The 13248-nt window shown below is 57.8% G+C and carries 12 protein-coding genes and 1 tRNA gene; 3 read left to right on the forward strand and 10 right to left on the reverse strand.

All coding sequences use genetic code 11. The features are described from left to right. Positions 1 to 43: 43 nt before the first annotated feature. The 3 genes from bcor_RS04255 to bcor_RS07260 form a co-directional block, all read right to left on the reverse strand. Positions 44 to 544, reverse strand: a complete 501-nt coding sequence (locus tag bcor_RS04255) for a hypothetical protein (RefSeq protein WP_033498512.1) — start codon at positions 542 to 544, stop codon at positions 44 to 46. Between the two features lie 340 nt (positions 545 to 884). Then, positions 885 to 1133 (reverse strand): hypothetical protein, encoded by a 249-nt coding sequence (locus bcor_RS04260; RefSeq protein ID WP_033498511.1) that lies wholly within the window; start codon positions 1131 to 1133, stop codon positions 885 to 887. After that, complete coding sequence (locus bcor_RS07260) at positions 1130 to 1933, reverse strand: BRO family protein (protein WP_051875671.1); 804 nt, start codon at positions 1931 to 1933, stop codon at positions 1130 to 1132. Before bcor_RS07260 ends, bcor_RS04260 begins: the two co-directional genes overlap by 4 nt. A gap of 85 nt (positions 1934 to 2018) precedes the next feature. On the opposite strand from bcor_RS07260, the gene bcor_RS04270 reads away from it, so the two are divergent. Both bcor_RS04270 and bcor_RS07490 read left to right on the forward strand, forming a co-directional pair. Next, complete coding sequence (locus bcor_RS04270; RefSeq protein ID WP_033498510.1) at positions 2019 to 2519, forward strand: hypothetical protein; 501 nt, start codon at positions 2019 to 2021, stop codon at positions 2517 to 2519. Between the two features lie 415 nt (positions 2520 to 2934). Next, positions 2935 to 3177, forward strand: coding sequence for a helix-turn-helix domain-containing protein (locus tag bcor_RS07490; protein ID WP_148303955.1), 243 nt, complete (start codon positions 2935 to 2937; stop codon positions 3175 to 3177). A 188-nt stretch (positions 3178 to 3365) separates the two neighbouring features. On the opposite strand, the gene bcor_RS04280 is transcribed toward bcor_RS07490, so the two are convergent. Beyond that, the gene (locus bcor_RS04280; protein ID WP_238548537.1) at positions 3366 to 4037 is read right to left on the reverse strand and encodes a phage antirepressor KilAC domain-containing protein; all 672 of its coding nucleotides are present in this window, start codon (positions 4035 to 4037) and stop codon (positions 3366 to 3368) included. A gap of 17 nt (positions 4038 to 4054) precedes the next feature. Continuing rightward, positions 4055 to 4324, reverse strand: a complete 270-nt coding sequence (locus tag bcor_RS07535; protein WP_152595932.1) for a hypothetical protein — start codon at positions 4322 to 4324, stop codon at positions 4055 to 4057. A 2014-nt stretch (positions 4325 to 6338) separates the two neighbouring features. Between bcor_RS07535 and bcor_RS04295 the strand changes: the two genes are divergently transcribed. After that, positions 6339 to 6917, forward strand: coding sequence for a hypothetical protein (locus bcor_RS04295; RefSeq protein ID WP_033498506.1), 579 nt, complete (start codon positions 6339 to 6341; stop codon positions 6915 to 6917). Positions 6918 to 7244: 327 nt separating this feature from the next. On the opposite strand, the gene bcor_RS04300 is transcribed toward bcor_RS04295, so the two are convergent. The 5 genes from bcor_RS04300 to bcor_RS04320 all read right to left on the reverse strand — a co-directional run bounded on the left by bcor_RS04300 (position 7245) and on the right by bcor_RS04320 (position 13174). Beyond that, positions 7245 to 7321, reverse strand: a tRNA-Arg gene (locus bcor_RS04300). A 124-nt stretch (positions 7322 to 7445) separates the two neighbouring features. Then, positions 7446 to 9866 carry an alpha-xylosidase gene (gene yicI, locus bcor_RS04305; protein ID WP_033498505.1) on the reverse strand — a complete coding sequence of 807 codons (2421 nt, stop codon included), beginning with the start codon at positions 9864 to 9866 and terminating at the stop codon, positions 7446 to 7448. A 1-nt stretch (position 9867) separates the two neighbouring features. Next, positions 9868 to 10725, reverse strand: a complete 858-nt coding sequence (locus tag bcor_RS04310; protein WP_033490290.1) for a carbohydrate ABC transporter permease — start codon at positions 10723 to 10725, stop codon at positions 9868 to 9870. A 3-nt stretch (positions 10726 to 10728) separates the two neighbouring features. After that, entirely contained in the window at positions 10729 to 11697 is a 969-nt protein-coding gene (locus tag bcor_RS04315; protein WP_045921369.1) for a carbohydrate ABC transporter permease, read from the reverse strand. 160 nt (positions 11698 to 11857) lie between these two features. Continuing rightward, the gene (locus tag bcor_RS04320; RefSeq protein ID WP_033498057.1) at positions 11858 to 13174 is read right to left on the reverse strand and encodes an ABC transporter substrate-binding protein; all 1317 of its coding nucleotides are present in this window, start codon (positions 13172 to 13174) and stop codon (positions 11858 to 11860) included. Positions 13175 to 13248 lie beyond the last annotated feature (74 nt).

Raw genomic sequence — 13248 nt, forward strand, 5'->3', positions numbered from 1 at the left:
ACGTTGGGGTCGAGGCAGTACCACCCTGGTTGTTGGTGCAACCTCAGCCAGTACGCGCCGTTCTTGTCCCTGTAGAAACCGGGATAGACGGGTGCGGACGACCTGGCCCGCAGGTAGGCGGTACCATGCCCGAGTCCACGCTGAAGGTCGTAGAGTTGTCACAAACCCATACCCTCCCGCTGCCTTCATCCGGACCGACGACCCGCCACATTCGCCCACGGATGACCACCCTCTCCGCAACGTCTGCGTCGTCGGGGCAGAGCTGCTCCCATTCGCGCTCGTCCCAGGCCAGCTCTATAGACTGGATGCCCTTGAGCGGATACCAGATACCGTCTTCGGTTTCGAAGAGCAGACTGAAGAGAGGTGTCTCCAGTTCCGTACCGTTGTCCTCCGGGACCTCAAGCTGCGGGGCATCCAGCCGCACAAAGCCGCTCTGCTTGTCATACACGAGCCGTCCCTCGAGCACGCTGCCACCGTCAAGCAGCACGCGCACATGCTTGCCCTTCATCTCCTCCAGTGCCAATTCGGAATACCATTCATTCATTTCTTTTCTCCTTTAACGACTGCTTTCCTTGATTCCCTTGCCTTGCGACCGCTCCTCAACGAACGGCGACGATGACGACGACCGGCATTAACGGCATTCACGCGACTGTTCGCAACCAACACCGACCGCGACAACCGCTCCACCGTGTCCGCAGCATCATCAAGCACCCGGTCCACCTCATCCGCGTCATACCGGTCAGGACGACCGAACCAGCCAGGCCACGAAGTGAACCTCACCTCACGAATCTCACGCGGAGTCATCAGAGCCACCAGCCCCACCCCCAAGCCCGTAACAGGCCAGCGTGCCCGGATCAAGACGCTCCAACTCCAACAAGGACAAATCAGACGATTCCATCAGACACCACCCTCACCGGCGAGCGAAGCTCCTCACGGATGTCCCACACCTCGTCCGGCGTGTAGTACTTCCCGTTGCCGATCTTCCGGCCATGCCCCTTAGCCACCTTGTCAAACTGCCCATCAGGAATCCCGCCCAGCATCTGCTTGATCTCGTCCGGGTTGTAGAAAAGGTGACCCTGCTGGATGGACGAAGACACAAACTCCTCCTTGAGGGGGTCGTTCTTCCGGGTCATGCCGCCACCTCCACATCCTCGCTGCGGACGGCCTCAAGCCGCTGCCGGGTGATGCGGCTGGCTATGAGGTTCAGGCCCTTGGTGGTCAGCCGCACCTGGGCCGCGAGCGCGAAGGTGGTTCCGTCTTTGCGTTGCCCTGGGTGGCTGTAGCTGCACATGAGGAGGTGTCCTGCTTTGATGCGGTCCTGGCTGGCGAGCCAGTGCCCGTCTCGCCGGTATATCCACTTGTTGGAGGACAGCCAGTCGGTGAGGTCCTTGACGCGCATGGAGCAGCCGGTGTCGCTGAGCAGCTTTGCCGCTTCACTTATCGAGTAGGTGCCTTCGGCGTTGGACAGCACGTCGAGTGCGATGGCCTTGGGTTCCAGCTCACCCACCTTCGTCTCTGCGAGCGCCCTGGCTTCCTTCTCTTTCTTGAGGGTTTGCGCCAGGCGGATCAGATAGTCCGGGTCGGAGAGGGTGTTCTCGATCACGTCCGTCGACATGTAAGCGCCGTGGCGACGGATCGTGGGCAGCACGTCATGGGTCACCCAGCGTTGGAACTCGCGGGCCTCCGGCTTATCGGAGCGTAGGACGATCTTGTACAGGCCTGACTCGTTGACGATCCAACCCTCGCCCTGACGACCTAGATTGAATCTAGACCGTTCATCCTGGTCCAGCCGCTTGGCGAGATCGGAGGCGTTCTGCACTCCCAGCACTTTCGCAACATCGGCAAGCACCCACCAGGTCTGCCCCGTCTCAAAGGTGAGGGTTCTTACTTGATGGCCCTTGAAGTCGAAGGGCTGTATAATGTCAGTTGACATTGGATCTACCTACTTTCTTTGTCATCGCCGCAGTTGCAGCTGCGGCATTCTTCTTACTTGGGCAAGAATCAGAGGGGATGGGGATATGACGCCGAGCATGATCATCGCTGTTATTGGAGCCGTGACAGGCATTCTGGGAACCGTGACCGCCGTCATCGCCATCGTCCAGACGCGCAAGGCGAATCAGCTCGCCAAGGACGCGAACTCGATCAGCCAGCGGGCGCTTTCCGTCAGCGCGGACCAGACGGTCTACGACTGGAGGTTCGAGTTCGACCAGGAGAGTTCTACCCTCACGGTGACCAACGACAGCCCCAACCCCGCAATGGACGTTACGGTGTCCGTCCGGCACAAAGGCATGACCATAGCTGAAAGCGACATCAACTATATGGACCCCTTCGAAAACGCTCTGTTCAAATGCGCGCGCCTGAGCGAGAAGATCAGAGACAGCCAGCAATGTAACTACGACATCAATACCGGAAAATTCATATCCTACGGTCCCGGAAACCTCTGTGTTGACCTCGCCGTTACTTGGACCAGCGCCCTCGGGATGATACGAAGCGAGAAGTTCGAGCAGACCTTCTCCTAACCTCAACCAATCCATATCAAGCCGCCAGCCTGTATCGGCGGTCAGCTTCTTCCATGAGTTGCAAGAAGTCGATTCCCAGTACTTCCGATATCGCCACTATGTCCGATACCGTAAATGGGTATCGGTCGGCTCGGTTCAAGCGCCGAGAGAAAGTTGCCCAGGGGATGCCTGCACATTCAGCTACCGAGCCCATTGATTTCCCTGACTCGGTTATGGCATCCTTGATAGCGGATGCTAGCAGATTGGCATATTTACCAGTGTCCATGCCCACTCCTTTTAAAAAGAGAAGTTGTACTATCAATTTTTGATAGTGAACTGTTAAAACTTCATAGCGCCGTTCAAATGGATGCTGTCAACCCGGAGTGTTTCAAAAAGTCATATTGCACTTATCGTTTTTGATAGTAATATATGAGTTATGAATGTAAATCAGGCTACAGCCAAGGCCCTTCATGCCGCTAGAGTAGTCAGCGGTCTTACATATGACGAGCTAGCAAAGAAAACAGGAATGAACGTGCAAGCCATCTACCGTGTATTCGGCGCAAAGGGCGAGATAAAGGTGACCCAGCTTGCTTCGCTGGCAGGAGCTATGGGTCTTACGCCACATCAAATCCTTGAGGACGCGCAACGGATTATGGAGCGCAGCAAAACCGAAAGTTAGCCGCGCGGCCCGCACCTCATGGCCCTGCCGGATGGACGAGCTGACGAACTCGGCTTTGAGAGGATCCTTCTCCTTTTCCCTGCTCATGCGACCACCCCCATGTCCTTCTGATCGAGGAAGCGGCTGATGAAATACGACTGCCCCTTGCCGGTGACCTTGGGGGTCTTGTTGATGGTGGTATGGCCGTCCTAATGCACGACGGTCGTCTCCTTGACCCTGAACAGGCCAAGCTCCATGGACTTCTGCGTGGGCATGTTCTTCGAACTGCCTGACTTCATCAGATACCCGTGCTCGCGCATCCAGGCGAACAGCCTGGTAGCCCCAGTGTCCACCCCGTTGCCCTTGAGGATCTTCGCCAGGTCGCCCACAAGGATGTCCGCGTGCGAGGCAGTGACCGCATCCGCGAACAGTACCTTCGGCCTTTGCTGGCCAAGCTGCTCCTCCTGTTCGCGGACCTTGGACTGAAGCCAGCGCATGGAAGCCAAGGCCATCTGCTCGGGAGTCATACGCTCCTGCCCCAGCATGTAACCCCCATGCATACGGATCGACGGGAGCACCTCATGCGTCACCCAACGTTGAAACTCATGCACCTCGGGCTTATCCGAACGGAGGACGATCTTGTACAAACCGGACTCATTGACTATGTTGACCGGCTCGTTGCTACGTGACCCTAACCCAGAGTTAGGGTCAAACTTGGTCACCTCGTCCGAGTCCAGACGCTGCGCCACCCGACTCGGGTTTGAGAGCTCAAGCGCATCACACACGTCCTTGAGCACCCACCAGGTCTGACCCGTCTCAAACGTCAGGGTTCTTACTTGATGGCCCTTGAAGTCGAAGGGCTGTATAATGTCAGTTGACATAGTTATCTCATTCTTTGTCATCGCCGCAGCTGCAACTGCGGCATTTTTTGTGAGAAAATGTTGTTATGCATTGGGTGAATAGCTTCACGGGGACCACGGCGGCATGGGTGGCCGCGTTCATTTCCTTCATCAGCGTGGTAATCAACCTCTGGATACCAAACAGGCATCGGCCGCAGGCATCGTTCACGCTGATCGAGCACCTGGGCCCAATACCTCTGTTCCGACGATTGCAAAAAGTCAACACTCTCAAATTCACTACGTTCATGAATGCCCACGTTGCCTATCATCTTCAAAACGTTGGGGATGGTGCCGGGTACAACCTGTCCATATCCTTCGTCGATTGCTACGGAAGGACGACCATCAGCACAGAACAGGACCCTTATATCCCAACTATTAACAGGGTCTTCTCCACTAACGACGACCTATGGGTCTTCGTGAAAAGGAACAGCCTGTGCAAATCGAGCGCCTTGGAAGTGCATTGGGTCACGCCTCCGACTCGGCTGAATCATTGCCGTTATCAGCGCATTTCGATTCCTACGTCACCTCACAAATGGGAAATTGCCAGCAGGATCTCCGAAACGGGCGGGCAGTGGTTCCTGCATCGGAGCTGGCACCATCGTGACCGAACAGGACAGCTGCGTCACCGGTAGAGCAAACGAGCAAGTGGCAGACGCGAGCCGTAAGGTCGTTCAAGGTCCTCCGGCAGTCGTCAAGCATCCAGCTGTCAAGATTCTCAGCACGCCGCAAACGTGAGACGCTCACCGGGTTGCACACCGCCGAGACAGCAAGACAGACAATCGCCGCATCCTGCAACAATTCAGTCCACTCCATCTCACGCCGCCAGACCGGCGTCGGCGAGACGCTGTTCCTGCCGAGCTAGGTCTAGAAGAGCCCAGCCATCAGAGAAGCCGAGAGCATTGGAAACCTGATCAATTTCTGCCGTTGTCCAGCCAGAATCGCCTGACAGGCGCGCGTTGAGTCGGGTTAGATTTCGCCCCCCCCCCCCCAGCCAAGGCGTCTAGAAAGTACCTTCTTGCTGATGCCTGACCTGCCTCGTTCTGCTTCGATTGCCTTATTCAAGTTCTTCGCGAAGTCATTCATTGTTGCTTTTTTCAACTCAATTGAGTTGGTATTTGTTTATAGTAACCTTTCCCGGTTATTTGTCAACTCATATGAGCTGGCACTTAGGAAAAGGACTTCCGCTTGGCCTATCTAACAGCGCAATAGAGTTGACAAATAACTCTATTGAGTTAATCTCGTCATATGGTTAGAAACAGCGAATTACCCGAAATGGACCCGTTTTCTCGGATCATTTCCGCTTCCGTCAAGGCCTTGGCCGCCAAGAAACGGATGTCAAATTCCTATATAGCGGGACAAATTGGCAAATCCCCTACATACGTGTCATTGCGCATCAGAGGACTTGATGCGTGGGATACTCATGACCTAAGCGCTCTCGCCCAGCTTTTTGACTACACGAGCGCATTTGGCATTGTGGACGAGGCTCGCGGGCTATCGGAATCCGACACGCCTCACTAAGCAGCGACCCCACTGCTCGCATATCGCAGCGCCTCTTTATCTCCTTCGATACCACAAAGCTAAAACAGGTGCAGCTCTCTGCACTACATCGCTTTAGTACTACATGTGCTTCGTTGGCTGTATACAATTCAAGTTCCTTGTCTATGTGTCTTTTGCGTTCCGCGACTACTCCGACGCACTGTTAACAGAATCCGTGTAGACTGCATAGCAAGCACCTCCTTTCAGGTGTAAGTGATTGAAGGGGTCCAGCTTCTTGGCGGGAGAGGGCCCCTTTTTACATGCCATCGGCGCTCCACCTCTACAGAGAGTCAGAGCGACCCAAGCGCTTTCACCAAACCAACACACTTTGTTCGAATGGTGATTTAAAGATATGACTTTGCCGACCGGGTGTCAATTTGGATGGGGAATGCCAGTTGGGCCCGATCGCATTCCAAGAGACTGCGGTTGTTCACCGAGAGGAGCTCCTTAATCTGTCCGTCTGCGAGGCGGATTAGTTGATTTGTTCCAACAACCTTACACGACACTCCCGATATGCGGGAACGTTATACCCGTTGGAATCACTGGTATTCGACCCCTCGAACTATCCGCCTGGACCGTTGCGGTAGCTGACAGAGACCGACTCGCTGACCAGCCGGATACCGTTAACGCTCACGGTCTGAGCCTATCTTTGTTCGCCACACCCGGAATTCAGGTTTCTTTAAGGTTGGTGTGAGGGTTCGCCCCGGCTGGTAGTCTGCTGAGAGTCACTGCGGACAAGGAGCCGAAATGAAAAGACCAGCAGCCATCCTCACCGCCTCCCTGGCACTCTTGCTCACCCTGTCCGGATGCGGGTCCCCCGGCACCGGGGCGACGGGGCAACAGCACAACGGAGCCGCCAAATCCACGCGAAATCCCGAGCTGAATGAACGGGGCAACCTTGTCAGACATGCTGGCGACACAGCCCGGGCCCTGGACTCCAAGGGCAAGGTGCAGGCCGAATGGACTGTAAACAAAATCGTGACCGACCCGACCTGCACGGGCGCCGACAGCGAACCCCCGGAAAACGGGCACTTCGTCGAACTGGACATGCAGGCAAGTCTGTCCAACGACTCCGACACCGATTGGTTGGGCATCGGATCTTCCGCGACATGGAGGTTCATCTACAAGGACGGCACCCTGTGGAGCGGGAATACCGGCTCGTTTCACGCATACGGGTGCCTGCCTGCGGCTGAGCAGATGCCTGGGACCCTTATCAGGGGAACCAAGGCACAAGGCAAGGTCATCTTTGACGTGCCATCCCTGGAGGGGTCCCTCTACTACGAGTACGACGGAGAGAACCCCGGATGGGAATACCCGATCGGCTGATCGGGTCCAGACGACCACCCGGCAGGCTCGAGGCCGGGTCCTGGTCCAACAATCTTCTGCCCCGTCGCCGCGGGGCTTTTCCATACCTAGACACCACCCGCCAAGAGGGCAGGCGGGGCAAAGCCCGTGTCAGCGCAGCAGCCTCGCTCTGCGGGATGCCGCATCCACCGTGACCTTGAAGTAGCCGGCGGGGCTGTTCCTTTGCCCGGGAGTGTCCGAACTTTCCGATGCACTTTAGTATACATATAGTATACATTTCCGCCCCATCGGGAGGCTGTTTGGATAAGAGAGAAGCCCCACAGCCGTTGTGGCCGTAGGGCTTCCGCGTGGTGCGCCAGACAGGATTCGAACCTGCAACCTGCTGATCCGTAGTCAGCTGCTCTAATCCATTGGGCTACTGGCGCATGTCATCTCAAACAACTTCTTGCTTTTGACAACTCATATATATTACCGCATTTGGCACTGCAGTCCAGCCTGGTGTGTCGCCGCAGTTCTGTTTATCGAACTGCGGCGACACCCGGTCGGCTGTTATGCAACAGTCAGCACCACTTGTCCGTTCTGGGAGCGCACACCCTCTCCCCTGCCCAGGCATCCGGTGAAGTCGCGGCCATCGGAGGAGACGATGGTCACTTGATCACCGCTACGTTCAGCGGTGAAGACCACATCATCGCCGACCTCGTCACGAACGCGGGCCTCGGCCTTGCCATCCTGAGCCAGGAAGACGGAGACGGTGACATCCGTTCCGTAGGCATATTCAGTACTGGTTTGCCCCTGCCGGGTAACCAGTACGGTTCCGTCACGGATCCAGAGCGGTACGGTATCGAAGCCTTCCCGACCGCTCATCCAGTGACCCGCCTGCCGGCAGTCCTCCTGCTCACCGGTGAACCAGTTGGTCCACACACCCTTGGGCAGGTAGTACTCCACGTCTCCGGAGTAGGAGAAGACCGGGGCCACCAGGAGGGAGGAACCCAGCATGTACTGCCTGTCGCAGTCCAGAGCGGTCCTGTCTTCGGGGAATTCCATGAACATGGACCGCATGACGGGCTGCCCATCCTCATGTGCCTCAAGTCCGAGCTGGTAGAGATACGGCATGAGTGAGATCTTCAACCTGGTGAACTTCCTCAGCACACTGACGGCGGTCTGCTCGGGCGGATTGACCACACCACGCCGCTCATCCTCCTGGTCAAAGAGCCAGGGCACCCGGTAGACGGTGGAACCATGCAGGCGGGAGTGGGACGACAGGAGACCGAAGGCGATCCAGCGCTTGTAGACCGCCGGGTCGGGATGGGCACCTTCGAAGCCACCGATATCGTGACTCCAGAACCCGAAGCCCGAGCTGACCAGGGACAGCCCGGCCCGCAGTGTCTGGGCCATGCCGTTGAAGGTCGACTCGCAGTCGCCACCCCAGTGGACCGGCTGTTGCTGCCCGCCGACGGTCGCCGACCTGGCATACAGGCAGGCCTGCCCCTTGCCCTTCACTTCTTCTATGGCCTCGAAGACGGTCTGGTTGTAGAGCTGGGTGTACCAGTTGTGCATGGAGGCCGAGTCCGATCCATCGAACCAGACCACGTCCGAGGGAATGCGTTCGCCGAAATCGGTCTTGATGGCGTCGACCCCCTGGGCGAGGAGGGTCTTGACCTTCCCCTTGTACCAGTCGCGGGCGGCAGGGTTGGTGAAGTCCACCAGTCCCATGCCGGCCTGCCAGAGGTCCGTCTGCCAGATGTCACCGTCAGGCTTGCGCACCAGGTAGCCCTTGTCCGCTCCCTCATCGAACAGGATGCTCTCCTGCCCGATGTAGGGGTTGATCCAGGCGCAGACGTGCAATCCCTTGTCCTCATGGAGACGGCTCAGGGTCCCCTCGATGTCGGGGAAGAAGCGTTTGTCCCACTGGAAGTCCGTCCAGTGGAACTCACGCATCCAGTAGCAGTCATAGTGGAAGACGCTGAGCGGTATGTCCCTTTCGGCCATGCCGTCGATCATGGAGGTGACCGTCTGCTCGTCATACTTGGTGGTGAACGAGGTGGTCAGCCACAGTCCGTATGACCAGGCCGGAACCTCGGCGGGCCTGCCGACCAGGGCGGTGTACCGTTCCAGGATCCGCTTGGGGTCCGGCCCCGAAATCAGGTAGAAGTCGATGGCCTCACCGGGGACGCTGAACTGGACGGTCTCCGTGTTTTCGGAGGCCACCTCGAAGGAGACATGCCCCCTGTTGTTGACCAGGACCCCATACCCGTTGCTCGTCATGTAGAACGGGATGTCCTTGTAGCCCTGCTCACTCGCAGTGCCGCCGTCCTCATTCCAGATGTCGATGGTCTGGCCGTTCTTCACATACGGGCCGAAGCGTTCTCCGAAGCCGTAGACCCGCTCCCCCACCTCCAGTCCGAGCTGGATGGAGGTGAAGACCGGTGACTCGTCGTAGGCATGGGCCGTGGGCGAGACGCCGAACTCCCCCACCGGCTGGGTGGGCACCGCAGCATCCGGGGTAAGGAGGAACCTGGCCAGGGACTTGCCCCTGGCGTGGGTCAGTTCCTTCTCGCCGCATCTGAAGGTCATGTCGAAGGAGTCGCCCTTGGTCATGGTCAGGCTCAGGTCGCCGCTGGTCAGGCGGACGGTGGCCCCGTCCTGACCGATCTCCCCGTCTCCGGGGCCCTGCGCGCTGGCGGTTATGATCCCCCCATCCGCCTCCTGCTCATTGACAGGGAAACCCGGGCAGACCCTGCTCCCCTTCCAGTGCGAGGCCTGGACACGTATGACCCCCTCGGCCGGTGACGATGCATGAATTCGGAAGGTGGGAAGATTGAGCGTATCAGCCCGGTCATGAATCACCCTCGTGGTGGCCAGCACATCCATGCTCTTGCCGTCATCGCCCACCGACAGTTCGTATGGCAAACGGGCGTACAGAGCTTCGACCCCTGGCCTGGCCAGCCAGTATCCATTGGTGAATTTCATCTTATTTCACTGCTCCTGTCGTAATACCCCTGGAGAGGGTGCGCTGGAATATGAGGTAGAAGATCAGCGTGGGTACGATGCTGATCAGGGAGGCCGCCGCCGTGGTGGTCACATCCATGAGCCTGTCTCCGGTCAGCGAGGCGATGGCAATGGGGACGGTCTGCTTGGAGTTGTCAATCAGGAAGGCCATGGGAATCATGTACTCGTTCCATGTCCAGATGAAGAAGAAGACCAGCATGACGCTCAGTGTAGGCGTGGATATGGGGAAGACGATGTCCTTGAGGATCTTCCACCTGCTGGCCCCATCGATGGTCGCGGCCTCCAGGATGGCCTTGGGGAAGGTTCCATAGACCGAGGAGAGCAGATAGGTGCCGAAGGCGCTCTGGATGACGGTGAAGATGATGACTATGGCCCATTGGGAGTTATACAGCCCCATGCTCTTGAACATGATGTAGAGCGGGTAGAGCAGGGCCTCCTGGGGCATCATGTTGGCCAGCATGATCAGGAGGACGATCCAGCGCCGCCCTTTGACCCGGCCGATTCCGAGCGCAAAGGAGTTCAGCACTGAAAGGACGACCGCCAGGACCGACACCAGACCGCTGATCCAGATGCTGTTCCAGACCTTCTGGGGGAACCTGACCCTGGTCCAGAACTTCTCCAGTCCGGCCAGACTGAATTCACTGGGCCATGAGAGCGGACCCGAGGCGTTGTAATCCGCCGCGGTCTTGAAGGCGTTGAGGAGGAGTATGAAGAAGGGGAAGAGCATGATCAGTCCACCGACGATCAGCAGGGCCAGGATGACCCAGTCCCCTACCGTCCGGTTCTTCCTTGCCTTGGGAACGGTGATATGTGCACTCATGGCTTACTCCTCATCCTCTTTCTCAACCCGCTGCTGAAGGTTGGTGAAGACTATCGATATGACGATGATGACCACCGTCAGGGCCGTGGCTATGGCCGCTCCGTACCCCACCTGCTGGGATTGGAAGAACTGGGTGTAGGAGTAGTAGGAAGGCACGATGGTGCTGTCGCCAGGACCACCCTTGGTCAGCATATACACAGGGGCGAAGACCTTCAGGGCCGCGATGGTGCAGGTGAGTGCGACCACGAAAATCTCGGGCTTGATGGCCGGCAGGGTGATGACTTTGAACCTCTGCCACCAGTTGGCCCCATCCAGGCTGGCCGCCTCATAGAGTTCCGGATCGACCCTCTGCAGACCCGACATGAAGATAACGAGCGGGTACCCCAGCTGGATCCAGATCATGATGACCATGAGGAATATCAGCGCCGTATCAGGAGACCCCAGCCAATTGTGCTGGAAACGGCCCAGGCCCACCCCCTCAAGAATCGCGTTCAACGCCCCGTTCTCCGGCCGGAATATCCACCCCATGACCAGGGCCGCCACGGAGATGGGCAGGAGCTGGGGGAAATAATACACAGCCCGCATGGTCGAGGCGGTCTTTGCCCCAAAGCGCTTCTGCACCACGTCGAATACCAGGGAGGCCAGAACCAGGCCGACCAGGATGGGAATGACCACCATGGCCACAATCATCCAGATTGAATTTCGGAAGGAGGCCCAAAAGGTGGCATCCCTCATCAGCCTGGACCAGTTGTCGAGTCCGATCCAGCGAGGCGGCCGTATGCCGCGGTAGTTGGTGAAGCTCAGATAGATGTTCCACAGGGCCGGAATGATGATGATCCAGAGCAGGACCGCCAGGCCCGGTATCAGGTACCACCAGAAACGGCTTGACGGATTGCCCGGTATCCGGGACATCCCGCGCTCTTCGTCGGTCCTGGAGGGGGCCGACTTCGCGCCTTTCTTTCGAGATCGCATTTCTCACTTCCTCTTGCACGATTGCTGCTCGGATACTGGCCCGCAAGGCCGAGGACCCGCTCCCTTGCGGAGGCAGGCCCTCCGGCCGAATGCTGCGGGATGGTCCGGCGAATAAACCAGACTCTTGTTGGCGGTTCAGCTGGTCTGAACCGCCCAGCGACTACTGCTGCTTCACACCTGACGTTTCAACACCCTTGTCGTACTTGCCCTGGAGTTCCTTGAGCACGTCCTTGGGGGCCTTGGTCCCGTTAACCAGTTCCTGCAGGCCCGCGTTCAGCTCGTCGTACAGGGTGGACGTGGGCCAATCGGGATAGTAGCCCAGCCGATCATCCTTGATGACCTCGTTGAACCCGGCTATCAGCTCCTTGCTCTTGGGATCGGTGATCTTGTCGGGGTCGGCGGCAATGGGCAGACCACCGGCATTGCCCATCAGGTTCTGGTTTTCCTTGGTCAGGGTCATGTTGATGAACTCCGCGGCGGCGTCCTTCTTCTTGGAACGCTCGGGAATGACCCAGATGTTACCGGATCCACCAGGGATCTTCTTGGACTCCGGGAAGAGACCGACCTGCCACTTGAGGTCGGGGACATCACTCTGGAAGCGTCCGAACCACCAGGATCCGGAGAAGAACATGGGATAGGTGCCCTTCATGAAGTTCTGCCCGGCATCCTCGGCCTTGAGACCGGTAGAGTCCTTGCTGATGTACCCCTTGTCGACCCAGTCCTTGATGGTCTCGGTGGCGTAGGTCATGGCAGGCCCTTCCCAGTCGACCTCGCCGTCATAGCGCTGGTAAGCGTCAATCAGCTTGGAATCCGCCTTCTGCAGGACCAGCTGCCACCACAGGTGCTGAAGGGGATATTCGGCCACACCCTCGGACAGGGGCGTCACGCCATTCTCCTTGAACTTCTGCATGGCCGATTCCAACTCGGCCATGGTCCCGGGGATGGCGATGCCGTACTTGTCGAACATCTCCGTGTTGTAGTACATCATCACCTCTTCGCCATAGGTGGTGATGCCGTACCAGTCGCCGGACCCCATGACTCCCTTTTCGTCATACTTGCCCGGCACGGCCAGGGAACCGGTGATCTTCTTGTCCCAGTTGTACTTCGTGACGTAATCATCGAGGTTGGACAGAAGCCCCTGGCTCGACAGCAGACCTGCCGTGGCGTTGCCCTTGTTGTACTCCATGACATCGGGGGCGTCATCGGAGTTCAGAATCTGGCTGGCGTTCTGCCTGATCTGTTCGAAGGTCTTCTTTTCGAAGTTGACCTTCACGCCGGTCTTCTTCTCGTAGTCGGCTATGGCCTGCTTCCAGGCCTTGCCCTGGGAGCCGTTGTCCTCCTCGTAGTACCAGATCTTGATGGAGTCCGGGTGCTCCTCCTGGGCGCTGTCACTGCCGCCGCAGCCAGACAGTGTTGCGAGTCCCACGAGACTTGCCACAGCCGTTGCCGCCGCCATGATTTTCTTAGACACCTTCATAGGAGTCCTCTCCTTTCAGCCTCTTTGCTTGATGGTCGTCCGCCATGAACAACCAGTACTTAATTTATTCATTG

It is taken from the genome of Bifidobacterium coryneforme, from assembly GCF_000737865.1.
GTDB lineage: Bacteria > Actinomycetota > Actinomycetes > Actinomycetales > Bifidobacteriaceae > Bombiscardovia > Bombiscardovia coryneformis.